This window comes from Coleofasciculus sp. (assembly GCF_046539235.1).
Lineage (GTDB): Bacteria > Cyanobacteriota > Cyanobacteriia > Cyanobacteriales > Coleofasciculaceae > Coleofasciculus.
Map to the genome: position 1 here is coordinate 1 of NZ_JBKHHI010000088.1, position 18,691 is coordinate 18,691.

Here is an 18,691-nt window from a genome sequence, read left to right on the forward strand (position 1 = left end):
TTCACCCTTGGCGTGGAACTGGATTGGCGAAATTTACTGAACTTTAGCAGAACTTCAATATATCTTGCGTATCCGTCTCTACTATAGCGATCGCGCCGGGGAAACATCGGTGATGATGTGGTAGCGATACCAGGCTGATTTAACCGGGTGTGATTATATCTGCTCCCATCTCCATATTTATTTATGACCACACCCGAAGACTAATGACCTACAATCCCACATTTTGGACGCTGTGGGATTGAACAGAACGTTTCCTGAACGTTCCTGTATCCACAAAAACCTGTTGATTGCAGACATTCAGCCAGTCGGTTGGGTTGAGGGACGAAACCCAACTCTCAAGTTGATCTGTGCGGAATTTTTTCTAAGTCATCTAGTTTGAAAACCCTACTAAGTTCTTCTAGAAAAGTATAGTATTGGTTCGATTCCCAGTGTCAGTCTCACGAATACCCGTTATAATCCGATCAAAGATGCCCAGGTTCTGGCGATGGGAGCGTCTCAATTTAAAACCTTACCTCCTTTAAATGCTGTGCCGACAGAACTGGAGATTATTACTCAAAAGGTGTCGTCTGGGCAATCATTTCTGAATCAAGAGTTTACGCTCAATGCTCTCAAATCTCAGTGTCAACCGTTTGGTATTATCCACTTGGCTACCCATGCGGATTTTCAACCGGGAGATCCGAGTCATTCCTATATTCAACTTTGGGGGGATGAACAATTACGATTACACCAAATGCGGCAAATGAATTGGCATCAACCGCCCCAAGTTGAGTTGTTAGTTTTAAGTGCCTGTCGCACGGCTTTTGGAGATGTTGATGCTGAGTTAGGGTTTGCTGGGTTAGCGGTTTATAAATAGAGCTAACTTCAGGGACGCATGATGAGTGTAGAGACGTTGCCTGCAACGTCTCTACACTCATCATTGCGCCACATATCGTGAAAACTAAGCGCTATCATCAATGCAATACTCTGACCAACTCCTTAATTTTAGCCGCCTGCCGATCCTTAAATTGCTCAGGGAAACTTAATTCTAGCGCAATTTTTTTCGGCGAAGAACTACTGCTATCCCCCGGAACCAGAATTTCTAATGAGAGAATTTGGGTTAAAAATCGCTCCCGGGATTGGCTCATGGCGTCTTGACTTAACAACAAGCCCACCAAAGGTTTTTCTTGCTGCATTTTCTTTAAATTATCAGGTTGAATTAATTTAGCATTCGATGTAATCGAATCATCGAGTTCTAATCGCAAACTTGTCGCTCCAATTGCGGTCACTGTTGCCAAATAAAAGTCCCCTTCCCAAAACAATTGAGCTGAAGCTTGCACCCGTTTGCGGATTTTTCCTCCCCCTTTCTCCAAGTTGAATTCTTGGAAGGCACGGAAAAGACCTGTAGCCAAAAATCCTAAGGACTGCAACGGTTTATCCACATATTCCCGTGTTTGTGAATACCATTCCTTCACGTCAGAATACGTCACCAAGGTTAAATTATCTCGCTGGGCTTGGGTGACATTAATAAACTTAACCGCCAATTCCATTTGATGCTCATTAACCGACTTTGCCACTACAATCTGAGCCTCCATAATCACCCTTGCCCCATAATCACCCACTAATTCAACTTCAATTTCATCGGGTAAATTGGGTTGACCTTCGACTTCTAAGATCATTCGAGTTCCGGTTTCCGAAACATCCAGAGTCACGCCACTCCAACTTTTATCATAGCTGTAAACTGTTGCCCCCAGCCGTCGCCGTAAGCGGTGGGCGGTGCGTTCTTGGGGTTGTTCAAAAGCAACCAGTAAGGCTGCCATTAATAGAACCATATTAAAGACACACCATAAGGCGTTAACCAAAACCGCTTCTGCATCTTCTGGACGCAGGATTAACCAAAAGGGAACTGACCCTAACGCCAGCACCACAAACGCAGTAATCCCTAAGAGACCCCGTACAGACTGCCAATCAAAGTTTGATAAACTAAATTCCCGTTTGACTAACGTCATGTCTTTGTCGGTGACGTTAAAGGAACCCAGATTTGGATTAATTAACGCCATCGTTGTCACATATCCCGCCTGGAATGCCATGACAAATTCAAAGATTTCATTCCAGAAAGAAAAGCGCACATGTTTATAGGTAATGTAGTTGGCATTGAGAGACAGGAGGATATGGGGGAATGCATAAGCCAAGGTTTCTAATCCCAAACCCTGAATCGGGTTGATTCCAAATAATAAGAATAGAGTCGGCGCAAGGGCATAAATCAGTCGGGGATAGCCATAGAAGAAGTGAGACGTGGCACTGAAGTAACAAATCCGCTGGGGAATCGTCAAATTTAGCTTACGGTTGAATACTGGATTTTCAATCCGCAAAATCTGCGCCATACCCCGCGCCCACCGGACTTGCTGACCCACATAAGAGGAAAAGTTCTCCGGGGCGAGACCCGCAATCATGATTTTGTCGTAGTAAATTGACCTGTATCCCAGAGAATGGAGTCGGAATGCCGTGTGACAATCTTCAGTCACTGTTTCTGTGGCAATCCCACCAACTTGAAGCGCATATTCTTTACGAATTACCGCTGCTGAACCACAGAAAAAAGCCGCATTCCAAAAGTCATTTCCTTTTTGCAGTACTTTATAAAATAGTTCATTACCCACCGGAATCCTGCCATCTGTACGCAGGTTACGCTCAAACGGATCGGGGTTAAAAAACCAGTGAGGTGTTTGCACAAATGCCACATTTTGATCAAAAAAGAAGCCAGCGGTATTTTTGAGAAAATCTCGCAGCGGAATATGGTCACAGTCCAGAATCATCACCAACTCGCCCTTTGTGCGGCGAAACGCGGTATTAATATTCCCTGCCTTGGCATGTTCGTTACTATCCCGCGTCATCATTATGCAGCCGACTTCTTCGCACATTTTCCGCAATCTTTCGCGACGGGCTTTATATTTCTCGGCTCGACCATCGTCTAAAACATACACCGTTTTTTTGTCCTCTGGATAGTCGATTGCCATCGCTCCAATTGCGGTTTTGCGGACAATTTCCACGTCTTCGTTGTAGGTGGGAATATAGATGTCCACCTTGGGCCACTGGTCTTGCGGATATGCCGACAAATCGACAGGTTCACGGTCTTGAATATGCAGGGTTTGAACATACGCCAGAACTAGCGTCAGGATGGCATACAGTTCAGCGATCAACAGCAGTACACAAAATAAGCCATTGAGAAAGGTATCAAAATTGAGCGTATAGTTGAGGCGATAGTAGAGATAGCGGGCAGTGGTGACTAAACTCAACCAGACTAAAAATAAGTGGTAGTACTCACTAATTTGTTTATCAGAAACTCGGTTTTCCGCTCGTACAACCACTTGCCCGATCGCTAAAAGTAAAAAGGCGACAACCCCCTGTTGCCAAACCTTGAGCGGGGTAATGACTAGGGGAATCGAGATCACCAGAAGAAACAGAACCAGCCATTTCAAATGGCTTAAACCAATGGGTTCTAGTGAGCGATCAAAAAACCGAGGCAGAACATCAACTAGCCAGTCAGTGGCGAAGGGGCGTTGAGGACGAAATCGCTGGAATTTAGACGAAAACGAAGACATATTCAACGGTAGGGATTAGTGAACAAGAAGGTAGAGGAAAAAAGGCAGAAAGCTAATACCGACAAAGGACAAATGACAAAGGACGAATGACCAATAACTAATGACTCTTTTGATCACTAAGCCGCTTGAGATAGAACTGAGAAATTCCGTACAGTAAAAGCGCTATGACAAAAATGCCAGCCGGTAAGAAGAACCAGTTGTCTTGAATAAAGCGCGACACCTTACTCAACAGTCCGGTATTTTCAATCCGACCCGTCGAAGGCGCACGTTCTAAGAATTCCAATGTGTAGGCATCCGGGTCATAGCTAGCCGCATCTTGCTGATTGCTGCTGATCAGTACCGTGTCTTCCTGGAGTTGGAAGAACCAGGGATCTTTGCTAATCACCTGCCGCACTCGTTCTAACCCATTCGCCGTCTGTGCAGTTAGCGCTAATAGCACCCGTTCCTTGTTATCTGGCGACATGATTTCCTTAATCATGCCTTCGTTATCCGGTAAGGCTTGAATGCTACCTTGATTCCACTGGCGAGAAAAAGCATCCCGCAAGCGGAAACCACTGCCATCAAACACCTCTGGAAAGGGAAATTGCTCTCTGGTACCAATTCCCACCAAATGGTGTCCCTGGCGGACTTCAGCCGGCAAGGTTGTCGTTGTATAGGCATCCAACTTGACTGAATCTGCCTTACTCAGTCGTCCCAGACGTTCGCTAACCGTTAACAGCGTTAGCAAATCCGTATTACTCGGAGAATCCGGCACCACAATCGCGGTTCTGGACAAATCCTGGGGTGCAGCAAAGGGATAACCTTCCTGGAACAGTCCTAAATCGGGGAGTTGTACCGATTGTTGGCGGTTCAGGTTGAAGCTAGTGTCTGCATGGAGGGTTCCTGTCAATTGTTGGTCGGTGACTTTACCACATACACCCGGTTCTCTGGGATTGAGTCGGAATGCTACTTCCAGTTGGGAATCGGGCTTGATTAAATGAGGGGGCAAATCCACTTTTAATCGTTTTCGGCTAGCGCCGTCTTCTGAGGTCAATCGCGCCCCACCGATAAACGTGCCATCCAGTAAGACTTCTACCGCCGAGGTACGGGGATTGATTTGTGGACTATAGCTATAACGCAGGGTCATAGAACTCCCCCGCGTAAATTGGTCATCCGGCAAAGCGTGAAAATCAATTAGAATCGGGGGTGCCGCTGACCCACGTACCGTGATGTCTTGGAACGGATCACCGTTTTCTGTGGTTTTAATTTCGCTGAGAGTAAAGGAATTTTTTTCCGGTAAATAACCGGGCCAATCCCGGAGTGATGGAGTGTCTACTGTTTTCAGGCTATCCACTAATACAGCTTGACCCGTGCCGAATTTACGGCTATCGGGCTGGACTAAAAACTGGGCAGCTTTGGCAACACCGTCAGCCCCATTGCCGGTCACCACTAAAACGGGAACCGCCCCATCTAAGGTGGTGGTCATCATTAAGATACCCACGTCACTGGGTAAAGCGACTTGGTTTCCATCTAAAATTTGGTTGCCACTGATACTAAAGGGCAAATCCAAATCCTCTAACCCAGGTTGTTCAGCGGGTGTGCCAATGACGACCAACCGTTGACCCCACTCTACATCCTCTAAATCGTTGATGATTTCTGTATCAATGGGACGGAATTCAGCTATTCTGCCTAACGCAGCTTGAAAGCGAGGGGCGGCGGTTAACCAGGTGTCGTTGACCTTGGGCAGGAGATAAACAATGCGATTTGTATCTAAACTGAGGTCGTCAAAGAAAGGATAGGGATAGCGGCTAAAGTTGAGCGGAATCGGTTGGGGTTGATATTCAAACTGTAACTCGGAATCCGGCAACACTTCTGTCCAAAGCGTGGGGTCACCCGGATCGCTACATTTTTCGTCATTACTTTGTCGGGCGACAATCGCCAGTTCGTTATAGTCCTGAATCAGTCGGGATGGGACGTTGAAGAGGACGCTGCCCACTTCCGATTGTTGGCGGTTGAGGGGGACTGAACCCACACTCGTGCCATTCACTCGGACTGTGAGATTGGAGTCTTTGGCAATCAGGGCGGGTGAATGCTGGAAACGAATTAGGGCTTTAGCCCCTTGGATTTTCCAGCCCCGGGGACGGGTAAAACCGAGTCGAGCTTCAGAATACACACCTCGGAAGCGGAAGCGGTTGCCGACGATGGGAGAGCGATTGAATTGCAGGACGTACTCGCCTGTGGGTAGGGGTTCAGCCTCTGCCGTTTCTTCCTCGCGAGCAGGTGAGGAGGGTGCAGGAGAACGACGTGCGGGTGCAGGTTCTTCGGGTTCGGTTGATGTCGGCGCTGAACGAGTGGGTTGGCTCTGCGGCGGCGGTTGACTAGGTGCAGGCGTTGTTCGCTTGCGTGTTGGCGATGATTTTTTCGGAGGAGCCGCCGGAGCGGGTTTGTAAACAGGTTCCTTTTGGGGCGTGGTGGGTAGGGTATATTCGCGAATTAACTGATCTTCCTGCTCTTGCAGGCTACTGTCGCTTTGAGCGACGGCAAAGTTGGTAGTGAGCACCAGCCCGACGACTAAAACGCTACACAGAAGCAACAATCCGAGTCGCGTTCCTGTAGATACACGGGTGGAGCGCTGACGTCCGCGATGGGTGGAAGGATTTGGAGATTGGGAGTGACGAAACAGGCGTTTCATAGGAGAACTCTTACTGTTGATGGAAATGCCCAGTTAGTATTGCTTGGAAACTGAATTATGCGATTCCAACTATCTGGAATGCGGGGATGTTTAAACGAGCCAATTTGTGCTGTTGGGTTTGGCTATCGCTCTACCCAACCGACTTGTGCCAAACGGACAGGCTTCTCTAAACGATGGCAAGGAACATCATTTATCAACGGAACCCGCCCAAATTAGGACTGTTTGTAGATAGCATTCCCGCTTCAGTCCAACGAGTAACAGGTTGACTGAACCCGGTCATTTGTAGAAACGGTGGTGACATTTTTCTAGCCCTCTGAATCGGTATTCGACTCGATGCCACCCTGATATAAGATGCGATTATTCGGGGTTACGAATAAATTTTTGACGGTTTCAAGCCTTGACAGACGTTATCGACCTCTGTATCATTCCCTTATTGCGTTTCTGGAAAACTGCTGCTGGGATTGAAAAAATTGCGAATTCTTTACCAGGTCAGGTGATACTAGGGCGATCCAGGCTAAGTTTTGGGTATAGTAGGCAGATTCATCATCCCAAATTCCCTGATTGTATTGGGGTATAATTTTACGCTGTAATATTTGTTCAGCTATAGCCGGATTGATTAAGCGCATAGCTGGGTAAAGCATGGCATATTGGGAGGTGGCATCGTATTTGACCAAAGATTCTCCATCGAGGTTAATTCGAGCAGGCAAGCGAGAGGACGATTGCCATTGATCTTCAAGGTATTGGGTTGCTGTTTTCAGATAATTAAGTGCCTCCGTTGATTGAAACCATTCGGCATCCCAAGCGACTCGCCACCAGACGCGGTACGCATCAAAGCTATAGACGCTTTTCAGTTTGCTTTGGGGGGGTATAGATTGAAATTGATTGGTCTGTAAATCCAAAGCAATCCAGTCACTCGGTAACCCCACCGCCGAAACTTCAGAGGAGTTTTCCAAGACGTAGTAGCTACTGTCTACTAAACTCAGCCAGTCTCGTTCGGGATCAACCTGAGCAAACAGGCGAAACGCATACGGGGCGAGATAGGAGGGATTGAGATAAATAGTCGATGGCGACGGGACAAAGGCTTCCTTGGGTCCAGGAAGGAGATAACGTTTGCCATCGGGTCCAGCGATGGTGGAGTATTCCCACAAATCGCGCAGCTTGATTCGCGCTAACTCTAGATAGTCCGGGCGATTCCAGCGGCGGTATGCCCAAATTAATGCGGTAATTGCATCAATATCAGCATCGCTGGCAAAATTTCGATCAATGGCACCCCAATTGCCCTCATCATCTTGACCCCAAAGCCAAACCCAAAGGTTGTCTTCAGGTTCGCCTGTTTCTGTGAGTCGATGCAGGTTATCTTCTGCCCACTCTAAGGTGAGGTCAAATGTGGTTGGGTCATTAATCAATACAGCCCTGAGCATAGCGTAGGCTTGCCCTTCTGAGGTGGAGCGATCGCTCGCTTCGTAGTCGATTACTCGTCCATCCTCTTGAATGAATTGTTGTCTGTAGATGACCCAGCTTTGTTCGAGTATATCCTGGATAGCGGTAGATGTGGATAAAGTGGGAAAATCAGCCACGGGGGAAGCCGTTACTGGAGAGGGAGAAGGGGAAACCGAGGCTTCCGGCGGTTCAGGTTCGGAGAATTTTATCGACACACAACTGGTGAGACTCAGCAGCAGTAACATAGCGCTTGTAGTCATGCTTGTAGTCAGCGCTTTAGCGCTTCTGCCACTAAAGTGGCTACTACGAACCCAGTGATTTGTCCTTTGTCCTTTGTCATTCGTCATTTGTCATTTGTCATTCGTCATTTGTCATTTGTCATTTGTCATTTGTCATTTGTCATTTGTCATTTGTCATTTAGACAGGGCGGGTTTAGTGACATTAGGATGGGCAAAAAACGATAGTAGTGAAACCCGCCCCTACAATTTTCCCATCTTCCCCATCTCCCCCTACAGACACGCACACTAGAACCGTTCCCATGGGGGTTGAAATCCTCGTCGTTGTAAAAAGTCTTCCTGAATTTGTTGCATTTGATTCGATAATTCTGGATCTAACGTTCCTCCTTGTTGAAGTTGTTCGACTTGCATCGCTTCCAAATCCGTTAAGGCTTCTAGTTGATCATCTTGAACCCGTTTAAGACCAATCATTGCCCGACGAATTCCTTGATCATTCGGGTCAAGGGCTAAGGCTTGGGAATAAAGATTTCTGGCTTCATCCAATCGTCGTTGTTGAAATCGAACGCCAGCTAGGGCGGATAATGCCTCTTGATTAGCTGGTTGTGCGGATAAAATTAACTGATAGGCTTGTTCAGCTAGTTCTAAATCATCAATCGCTTGACCAATTTCCCCTTGTAAAAAGTAGTTGCGGATATTGGTGGGATCACGGGCGACTAATTGGGCGACTCTAACTCTGGCTTGTTCTGGACTGCGTTGGGCGATAAGCTGAATTGAGCGAATTTGGACAGGCAAATTCGTTGGCTCAAGCTGAAGCAGTCTGTTATAAAGTGCCTCGCGTTGGGAAGATGGCGGTAATGCTCCCACTAGAGTAAATAACTCTGGCGGCGTACTGGTGGCGGGTTGAGTTTGTAACCAGTAATTGAGAACCGCTTGGGCTTGGGATTCCGAAATCAGATCCGCCTGGTATGCTAGGTTGGCACGCGCCAGTTGCAGTGTTGTGTCCTGGGGATTACGGGCAATTAACTGATCAAATACAGCTAGGGCTTCCGTGGGACGATTTTGTTGTAGCCGCACATTCGCCAGCCCTCGTATCGCCGCATTGAGAATATCTTGTTCGTCTGGATTACTGGCAATTAAGGCTTGATAACGCTGGGCGCTGGCTTCTAAGTTCCCTTCCTGACGCTCAATTTCTGCGGCTAACAATTGGGGGGCTAAGTCCTCAGCGCCTGCGGGGGTAGCTGCATAAGCGGCTAACGCCTGTCTAGCCCCAGCTAGATTATTATTGTCCAACAAAATCTGGGCGATGCGGAAATTTAAGAAGGGAACGTTGACACCGGATTGGATGAGACTGGTGTAAATGGGTAATAATTCTGGTACTGGGGGTTCAATCCCGGCTAAGGCTTGGGCGATGAGTTGGCGTTCATTGGGATCAGGGGGTAGTGGTTGCAGGGCGCTTAATAGACGGGCTTTGAGTTCGGCTTCGGAAATTAAACCGAGTTCCCGTTCCAAGGCGACTTGCTTGACTAAGAGAGTACGGTCATTGGGTTGTAAACTGACTAATTGTCGATAGAGATTCAGAGCGGTTTGCTGTTGGTTGGGTAACCCAGCAAATACATCAGCAATTTCCCGCAAGAGTTTGGGTTCGGGATTGGGGGTTTGATCCAGCGCCTGACGATACAAATTCGCGACTTGTTGGGTTAGGGCTTGGTTACCCGTTTGATTGCGAATCTCATTCAAGGCTCGTGCTAAGGGTAAAGTCGCATTGGGATTCCCTTGGAGGGGGGTTAAGACATTTAACGCTTCAGTTGGCTGTTGATTGGCGAGATAGGCTTGGGATAAAGCCGTTCGGGTGAAGATGGCTAATTGTGGATCAGAGAGGAGTTGAGGCGATCGCAGTTGTCCTTCTAGAACTTGTACCGCCGCCGTTGGATTCCCGGTTTCTCGTAAGGCGCGGGCGTAAGCCAGGGCGGGATATCCAGTAATTTGTCCTCCTGTCGCCAGGTAACGGTTAAACAGTTCCAATCCCCGTTCGGGGTTCCCACTATTGGTAAAGGTTTCCGCCGCCCCCAGCAGAATATCAGGTGTGGGATTTCCTTGTAGGACAATTTGATAATCCGCCACAGCTTCAGCAAATCGTTGCTGAAAGCCGTAGAGTTGGGCTCGCAAACCACGGGCTTCGATATCGTTGGGATTGAGATTCAGCAATGTCGTGAGTGCTTCAATCCCCTGAACCTGCCATTCTGATCGATAAGTCCCAAATAGACCCACCGATTTTAAGGCTAATTCATTAGTGGGGTCTTGTGCCAATACCCGTTGATAAGCATCCCAGGCTTGCTGAAGATTCCCCTGTCGTCGATGAGCGATCGCTAACCCTAACTTGGCATCCAAGGAATCCGGATAACGCCGTACCGCTGCCTCAAATGCCGCGATCGCATCCTGGATTCGTCCTTGACTCAGCAGTGAAAAGGCTTGGCGAACGGCTGTGGGTACTGTTTGGGCATGAACAGCCGGGATGGTGTACACCATCGGTGCGCTAATAGCTAATCCAGCTAGTCCTAATCCAATGAGTTTAGTCATTTGTCATTCGTCATTTGTCATTCGTCATTCGTCATTTGTCATTCGTCATTCGTCATTCGTCATTTGTCATTCGTCATTTGCCTCATTTCCCCCGTCTTCCCCACCTCCCGATAACTGATAACTGATCACTGATAACTGATCACTCCTCCTACTCTCTTCACTCTCTAGGAATCACATCAAATTCGGTTTTTAAGCGCACACCGACATCTGTTTCAGATAAATTATTGCGTTGCTGGATAGTAAATCCTAGACGGAGATTTGGTAAAAATCGGAAATCATAGAATAGTTCTAAAACGTCGGGATCTTCTTCTCCTTGATTATTTGATAATTCCTGACCATAGCCTAATCCTAGGCGATCATTTTGGGTAAATACATCCACAAAGCTAACGCCAAAACTATAGGTTGTCGCGGCTTCGTCAATCTCTCGGTTAATATACCGACCATAGCGACCAAAGATTCCCATATTCCAATCAGGGATAAAGTATTCAGCATTCAGACCATAAGCCTCTTCCCGATCATCTGCTTCCAGTCCAAAATTATTGTCCCCGCGTGCGATGGAGAAAATTTCGTTAAATCCTGTATCTGAACCCGCGTCGCGATCGGTGGCATAAGTGCCGCGAATAATACCATTGCCATAGCGCAAACCCACTTCTCCAGCAAATCCATCTAAGCCAAAATCACCAATACTTGCCGATGATGAAAACGCCGCCGCTTTAGCTTCAATATTGTCGGTCAATGTCCAATTCACTAAAAAGCCAGGACGGGAGGAAATTCCCGTGGCACTTAAGGCTGGATTGGTCTGAAAAACCGGATTAAAGAAATGAGTCACACCATCTTTAGCAAAGCTATTGCGATCAAAGTAAGAGGTTAAGTCTAATTGACCGATAACAAAGCGCAAGTTCGGCAAGTCAGTAAACGGAGCAGTGGCAAAATACAGTTCGTTAATGTTTAATCCTTGGTTGGGAGAATCGGCTAAGCCACTATCTTCGCTGGTTAAATCTAATGTGGCAGCAAATAACGCTTTAGGAGTGAGAGGATAGACGCCAGCCAACCGCGCCCGCGCCACAGAGGAATCACCCTGCACTAAATAGCTTCCTTGGAACTGTAAGGTGGGATCTCGCAATGCTGTACTGCGGAGCAGGGAAGATGAGGGTTGATTGGGCTGGGTTGGGTCAAACTCTTGAGCCGGAGTCGCCACTGGAGGGGGCAGGTTTGGGTTAGGAGTACCGGGTACAACGCCGGGATTGGGTGACGCGAAAGGAGACTGTGCCACTGAATTCGTCCCATTCAATGGATTGACATTGGGATTAACCTGTGCAGGTAATCCGGCTTGTGTTTGCGGCTGGGCGTAAACCTGTCCTACACCTGGGTTATAGCCATTAAAATTTGGGGAATTTGGGTTAACGGGTGCGGGTAAGGGAGCTTGATTTTGCGGTAGATAGGAAAACTGTCCTACACCTGGGTTATAGCCGTTAAAACCTTGGGAATTTGGGTTAACGGGTGCGGGTAAAGGGGCTTGATTTTGCGGTAAGGAATAAAATTGTCCCGCCCCTGGGTTATAGCCGTTAAAACCTGGGGAATTGGGGTTAACGGGTGCGGGTAAGGGAGCTTGATTTTGTGGTAGATAGGAAAACTGTCCTACACCTGGATTATAGCCATTAAAATTTTGCGGATTTTGGTTAATCGGTACAGGTTGAGCAGCTTGATTTTGGGGGAAATAGGAAAACTGTCCTGCACCGGGGTTATAGGGATTAAACCCAACGGGAGTCTGAGTGGGTGGCATTGACCCAAATTGGGGCATTTGGGGTATGTAAGCAAACTGCCCCCCGCCCACGTTATCAGGATTTGCCCCCATCGGGACTCCCATGGGTTGTACTGGCACGAGAATAAAGGTTTGAGGCAGATAAGGAACTTGTCCCCCGGCTGGATTGTAGTTATTACCCCCTAGAGGCATTCCCATGGTTTGCACGGGAACCAAGATTACGGTTTGAGGCAAATAAGGAACTTGTCCCCCGGCTGGGTTGTAGGGATTGGCTCCCCCAGGAAAGCCCTGAGTTGACACAGGAATAAAGTTAGGAGTGGGGACAAAATACGAGGGTTGTCCTCCAGGTTGGTTATAAGGATTGTTCCCCATAGCCGCTCCAGTACCGGGCATAGGAATAACCGTAGGCGTTTGGGTTCCATAAAGGAACTGTCCCCCAGGTTGATTGTAAGGATTGTTACCCATAGCCGCCCCAGTACCGGGCATAGGAATAACCGTAGGCGTTTGGGTTCCAGAAAGGGACTGTCCCCAGGTTTGGGTATAGGAGTTGGGACTCATCGCCGCCCCAGTACCGGGCGTGGGGATGGTATTGGGCGTTTGAGTAAAGGAAGAGGGCTGTCCCCAAGTTTGGCTGTAGGGATTCACGCCCTGGGGTTGCACATTCGGTGAAATGAGAGTGGGAAAGGCAGGAAGCTGTTCTGAGTTAGATCCCGTAGAACCCAAAGGGATAGAGTTTGTCGGTACAGGGAGGGGAGATGAATTTTGTAACAGAGTTGGAAGCTGCGCCACCTTTACGTCGAAGGTATCCCGAAACCGGACTGAGGTTTCAATGGCAAGGGGTTGGTTACAGGTGGTTGAATCGTGACAATTCTGATTCGAGGAAAATTCGGGAGTAAACGGTTCTTCCTGAATCGTTAAGGGTTGGTGAGCAGAGTTTAAAGCTAGTTCTGATAAACCCGACTGAGTTGATAGACTGGCTTGAATCGGGGGATTGGAGATGGGGGAAGCAATAGGGTTGGAATACGCTCTAGTTTCTACGTCTTCTGTTCTCCCTGTTCCCCGATCTTTTGCCCTATCGATGGGGGCGGAACTATTGTCGTTATTTTGTCGTTCCTCCTGTCTTGCTGGAACGATTTGGTCAAGGGTTTCATCGGTTTTCGCCGCCATAGCATTGGGTTCAACGGCTACGACTGAAGGGTGAGGATTCAGGCTTGTCGATAGAGGAGTATCTCGTCTTGAGCCATGCTCCACCCTTGGGGCAGAGATGGACGCTGGATTGGGATGTTGGTTTAGCTCAGAACCCGGTTTATGCAAGGGAGTGGCTTGATGCAGAGATAATTGGAAATCACCGGACGGTTTTTCTTCTCCAATACCTTGCCGATTGGCGACTTCTGAGTCAGGTAGAGTCGCCTGAGCGGGTTTAATTTCAAGTAATCCTAGCGTCCAGAAAACGATAAGTGATCCAATACTAAGCAGATTAATCCATAGCAGCGGCTTAAGCAAGCCGAATCGTTGAGAATCAGGGACTATTAAGTTCATTACCGGAGTTCGTTTGACCGATTGATGTTTGCCCTGCACCCTGTCGCCACTTTAGCAAAGGAATTAGTCCTTGGCGATTCTTATAACTTTGGTTGAATGAAGGTTGAATCTTGTCTTATAGATAATGGAGGATAGCCAGTGACGCTTTTTGGTTATAAACATCCACCTGCTTTAGCTAAAACCACTCGGTTACGTCTGAATTCCAGAAAATTGACAGGTCAATTCCCACCCTATTTTTTAGGGTACTCTTGGCGCAACTGTTCACCTACGAACTAATCCTCACCCGGAAATTTTGCCGAGTCAATGATAGTTGACTAAACAATTCAAGGGAGTTAATTCGAGAAACGTTTAGCTGCAAATAGAACGGTTTGGGCAAAGCCTGAATCCGTCCCCTAGTAATTTAACCCAAAGGTACAAGGCATTGATCGCCCGAAGCCTTGAGTGACTATTCCTGCGCTCGTTGCCGAAACAGCGATCGCGTTCTCATCAACCTCCTTTGCTCAAAGGTTCAATCAGCTAACGGTGTTGGCGGGTGCAGCACAATAACAGATGCAGATACTTTGACTTTAGCGAATGGGTACTCATTTCGTAGTCCGTATTTTCACGGATTTTTTGCTCTTAGAGCAAAAATTGCACCTCTGAATAATTTTTAGCTAATCTGGCGATAGGTTACCTACGCTGTAATTTTTCATTCAGCGTGGGATGAATCACCAGCCCATATCTAGTTTAATACGTCTGTTGAGAGAGCCTCCATAACCTTTGGGGAATTGGAGTTGCAAGTGAGCATTCCTCTACAACTACCCCTTAACTTCTCAGTTTTAACATATTGAAAGAATTTGCCAAGGGGGTACAGACTGTAACGATTGAAAGCCGGGAAGACCTTGACAGCTAAAGTATCGATTTACTCTAGTGGTAAATATTCGCTGATGAAAGAATAATAAACAGGAGTCAGAGGGGGGAGATTGAGGATATTTTTCGTTAATGGAAGGAAAAATTTCACAGTCAAAAAAAGGGCGGGTTTTACATCTAAACTAGGGAAAACAGTCAATTAGGGGCTAAGGTAAGTAGGTGGACACAATTAACGTGAACGGTGAAGAACTCGCTATCGCGAGAAGCAAGCTACGTCATTCGTCCTTTGTAAGGGTTTGAGGCTTGTTTACAAAACTTAGTAAGGTGCTGTTTTCTTTTGTCCGACCACTTAGGTATAGCCTCAACCGAGGCGTTTCCTTCTCGAACTTGGTAACAAAAGTATCTCTACTTCCCCTGCTCCCAGACGCGCTACATTGCTTCCCCTGTTCCCCCTGCTCCCCCCTGCTCCCCCTCACCACAACACTTATTCAGCAGCCCTTAACTAGCTAGTGATGGTGAATCTGACCCTCTCCACGCTTTCAATCATTTCTAAGGCGAATTTGGCAGAAGTTGAGTTCTGTTGAATGGTGTGAGCCAACTGGGTGATATTAAGTACTCTCTTGTCTTTATCACTCCAGGGAAGAGAGTCAATTTTTTTACCATTTTTCTTTCCTGTGCTATCTCTCAGTTGTTTGTAAAAGGTAGTGTTACCATCATCAGAGTCGAGTCCAAAGTGCAGGGTTTCGGGCTTTTGGTGAATATCTACCGCTTTCACTTCTCCGTCAAATAAACAGATCAATACGTTGGCGGATAGGCGCTCCATACGTAGCAGTTTAAGTGTATTGTTAGCCGTTATATCATCGTAACCCTCGACTAATAAACCGGGCCAGCCTGCTACTACGGCTGAACGGAGTAAGAAGCCGGTGACTTTTTTGTAGGGGTTGGCGGAGGGGTTTTGTACATGGCTGCGATCGCGTTCACAGTCGGATTGGGTGATGCGACCAATGCTAAAGGCACCATCGAGGAGGGATTCTATCCACAGGGAGTCTACCCAGAAGAACCGGATGGATTCTGGGGGGAGCATTGTTTCGTCGGGGACTAGGTAGTTGAAGGGGACGCCTTTGAGGAGACTCAGGTTGTTGAGCCAGGAGGCGATCGCGTCGGGTATGTTTACGGTATCGGATATCGCTGCTGCTTGCTTTTGTCGGGGTAAGTGGGAACAATCGTGTTGCTGTTTTTCCTGACAACAGCGTTGGGCGTGGCTGCGCTTCCAGTGGTAGAGTTTGATGGAGAAGTCTTTGCTTTGTAAGGCGAGGAGGCGTCCTAGTTCCCAGGCGGCGGCGTAGGAGATGTCGAACAGTCCGTTAGCGGGGTTGTAGCGGAGGAGTTCGTCAGCGGTGCGGATGGGGTGGGTTAGGGGGGTGGTGTTTTCTCCGGGAATGAGGGGACTGTGATACCAGGAGATGGTTTTGTCTCCTTGTCGTAGGGAATGAGGGAGGGGGACGTAACCCATGGCTAGGTAGTTTTCGGCGTCTGGATTGTCATTTTTAGGGAGTCTTAAGGTACTGGGTTCTCGGTTGAGATGATTGAGTAATCCTTTAAAGCTTTGCTTGTGATCGATACAGGCAAAACTCCAGCTTTTTAGGCTGACTAGGCGGATTAAATCATCGTCCTTATCTATTAAATCATCGTCCTTATCTGCTTTTTGATAGTCAAACCCACTGCTGGTATAGCGTCCTTCTAGAGAAACGAGGTGGACGGTGCTAATTCCTCCTTTTTTGGGGAGTCTGTTGCTGATAATAACAGCTAATTCATTGATTATTTGGTAAATTTCTAGTTTGTTATTATCTGAATTATGTAAAAATTTGTATACTTTATTATTGCCATTGTCGGTTATTAACCAACTTTTATTTTCTTCTTTATTGTCTTTGTTTTTACTCGAAATTATTGTATTTTGCGAGAATAATATATTCTCTCTGGCAAGGGCTTGATTAATGGTTGTTGGGATATTGTGTTTTTCTAAGTCATTGAAAAAATTTGCATCCCAGGGAAGAGCAAGTCGAAATGACAATTCCTGACGTACATGGGATAAATATATTAAATCATCTTTAGTGGGTAATAGTTGTGTTAACGTTTTTTTGTTAACATCAATAACGGTTACTTTATCTTCATCGTGTTGTCCAGTTTCCAATTTTATCAGAGGGAATTTTCTTGTATTATTAGAATTATTTTTGAGTTCGTTTAACGTCAAAATGTTTTGGGTTGGCTTTTCCGCTTCATCGAACAGCAGGAGGGCTAACCAGGGTAAATTATCCTTAGAAGTATCCTTAGAGGGTTCTGCGTTTCGTTCCCAAGGGAGGGTACTGCGGTTGAGGATGATGTGGGGGAGGGCGTTGGCGTGTTCGCCGAGGCTACCTGCTGGGGGGAAGACGGCGTGGATGTCGGTGGGTTTTAACTGGAAGCGTTCTCCGGTGACATAAAAGGTTTTGGTTGTGGTAAATTTTTCACTAAATGGTTGACTCGTTTGAGTAATGATTGGGTTGGGTTGTCCGTTAATTTCTTGGGTAACGGTAATTTCGTATTCCCCAACTTGTAAGGGGGGTTTATGGTGTTTGAGAAACTCGATTTTATCGGGGGTAGGGGTATCTAGTTCGGTTGGCATTTTAAGGAATTGGGTTTTGGGGTTAGTTGGGTTATGCCCCAACTTTGGGGGCGACTAAAAAGTTATCGGCAAGTGAGGGATTGGGTTTAATTGTTTCTATTGTTGGCTTATCGAAGCCTAGGGCGGCTAATACGTTATTTCTGGCGGGGTTTTGCTCGATGCTGGTTTTGATTTTTTCTCGTCTAGCTTTATCATCTAGGGTTTCGGCGGTAAAGGGTTGGAAGTTGAGCCATTTATAGGCGTCATTCGGGGGTTCGATTTCATATTGCAAGTCTTTACGGTTAATGGCTTGGGTATGACCGCTTTCGGGTTGGTTTTTGGGTTTGATTTCAAAGCCGGATAGGGTTTGCTTGATAAATCCGTTTTGATTTAAGTCGGGTTTTAGGGATTCACCCCATAATCCGGTGGGGACATTTTTATAGATGGGGATATAGTCAAAGTGGTCTTCTTGGAGGAGTTGCCCATCTTTTTTGATGGTGATGGTGTGGATGGAGGTCAGTTGGTTGGATTTGATATCCATTGAACCGATGCCGAAGTTGGTATTGGCTTCGCTGAAGCTGACGGGTTGGTTTTGGCTTCTGAGATTGGCTTGTTTTGAGGGGATGACGGAGTTGGTAATTAGGGAGAAGTGTTTGGGATTGATGACTCCTAAGTCGGATTTGTTTTGAGTGGGTTTTGTGACTAAGCCGTCTTTGACGGTGATGCTGCAAATTTGGTCGTCGTGGGGTAAGAAGGAGTTTTTGAAGGTGTTCCAGTCGATGGGTTGGGGTTGTTGGGAGGTACGGTTGCCGAAGCTGACTTCGACGGAGATAATCCAGTAGTGGATTTGGGCTTTGCCGGAGAATTCGGGTCCCCAGATTTGCAAGTCGGCACCGACATCGACGGTAATCGGACCGAGGAATGATTGATAGGTTGCGCCGATATCGACGTAGATGTGGGCTTGGTAGTGGTAGGGTTTCCAGGCGATGAGGAAGTCGGCACCGGCGTTGAACCAGGCTTTGATGTTGCTGCTTTCCCAGGTGGCTTGTAGGTGTCCGCCTGCCATGAGGGCTGAAGGGGTGAGGGCGTAGTAGGCGTCGCCTTTGAGGGTGAGGTGGTTATCGACTTGCCAGTTGAAGCCGAGGCGGGGGACTTGGGGGTAATGGGTGGGGATTTGATAGTTGGGATGGTAGCCGCCAAGGGTGAGGATAAAGTCGCCGGTATGGGGGTTGTTGCTGAACCAGGTGTAGAAGGCGAAGCCGCCGGTGAGGTGGCAGTTGCGGGAGAAGAGGTAGGAGTTGGGGGTGAGTTGTGCCTGGACTTGCAGGATGCCGTCGGCGGGGATGAAGGTGGCTTTGAGGGCGAGTTGGACTTCGGCGAGGGGGGTTTGTCCGGCTTCTG

At 47.4% G+C, this 18,691-nt stretch carries 9 protein-coding genes and 1 pseudogene; 2 read left to right on the forward strand and 8 right to left on the reverse strand.

The genetic code is table 11. The annotated features are described in order from the left end of the window. A partial coding sequence (locus tag ACLFWI_RS10445) for a hypothetical protein (protein ID WP_446412893.1) occupies positions 1–191 on the reverse strand: 191 nt, incomplete at its 3' end. A gap of 215 nt (positions 192–406) precedes the next feature. Here ACLFWI_RS10445 and ACLFWI_RS10450 point away from each other — a divergent pair. Beyond that, a pseudogene (locus ACLFWI_RS10450) lies at positions 407–853 on the forward strand (CHAT domain-containing protein); the annotation flags it as partial. A gap of 97 nt (positions 854–950) precedes the next feature. Here the strand turns inward: ACLFWI_RS10450 and ACLFWI_RS10455 are convergent. Both ACLFWI_RS10455 and ACLFWI_RS10460 read right to left on the reverse strand, forming a co-directional pair. Next, complete coding sequence (locus ACLFWI_RS10455; RefSeq protein ID WP_446412894.1) at positions 951–3,575, reverse strand: glycosyltransferase family 2 protein; 2,625 nt, start codon at positions 3,573–3,575, stop codon at positions 951–953. Between the two features lie 97 nt (positions 3,576–3,672). Then, positions 3,673–6,246: a cellulose biosynthesis cyclic di-GMP-binding regulatory protein BcsB gene (locus ACLFWI_RS10460; RefSeq protein ID WP_446412895.1), complete on the reverse strand. Its 2,574-nt coding sequence runs from the start codon at positions 6,244–6,246 to the stop codon at positions 3,673–3,675. A gap of 57 nt (positions 6,247–6,303) precedes the next feature. Here ACLFWI_RS10460 and ACLFWI_RS10465 point away from each other — a divergent pair, with 57 nt between their 5' ends. Further along, on the forward strand, positions 6,304–6,462 hold the full coding sequence (locus ACLFWI_RS10465) for a hypothetical protein (RefSeq protein ID WP_446412896.1): 159 nt from the start codon (positions 6,304–6,306) through the stop codon (positions 6,460–6,462). Positions 6,463–6,668: 206 nt separating this feature from the next. On the opposite strand, the gene ACLFWI_RS10470 is transcribed toward ACLFWI_RS10465, so the two are convergent. The 5 genes from ACLFWI_RS10470 to ACLFWI_RS10490 form a co-directional block, all read right to left on the reverse strand. After that, positions 6,669–8,033, reverse strand: coding sequence for a glycosyl hydrolase family 8 (locus ACLFWI_RS10470; RefSeq protein WP_446412897.1), 1,365 nt, complete (start codon positions 8,031–8,033; stop codon positions 6,669–6,671). A gap of 177 nt (positions 8,034–8,210) precedes the next feature. Then, positions 8,211–10,499: a tetratricopeptide repeat protein gene (locus ACLFWI_RS10475; protein WP_446412898.1), complete on the reverse strand. Its 2,289-nt coding sequence runs from the start codon at positions 10,497–10,499 to the stop codon at positions 8,211–8,213. Positions 10,500–10,656: 157 nt separating this feature from the next. Further along, the gene (locus ACLFWI_RS10480) at positions 10,657–13,800 is read right to left on the reverse strand and encodes a hypothetical protein (RefSeq protein WP_446412899.1); all 3,144 of its coding nucleotides are present in this window, start codon (positions 13,798–13,800) and stop codon (positions 10,657–10,659) included. Between the two features lie 1,351 nt (positions 13,801–15,151). Continuing rightward, positions 15,152–17,311 (reverse strand): hypothetical protein, encoded by a 2,160-nt coding sequence (locus ACLFWI_RS10485; protein WP_446412900.1) that lies wholly within the window; start codon positions 17,309–17,311, stop codon positions 15,152–15,154. Between the two features lie 31 nt (positions 17,312–17,342). After that, positions 17,343–18,691, reverse strand: a 1,349-nt coding sequence (locus ACLFWI_RS10490; RefSeq protein WP_446412901.1) for a DUF6603 domain-containing protein, incomplete at its 5' end; no start/stop codon positions are given.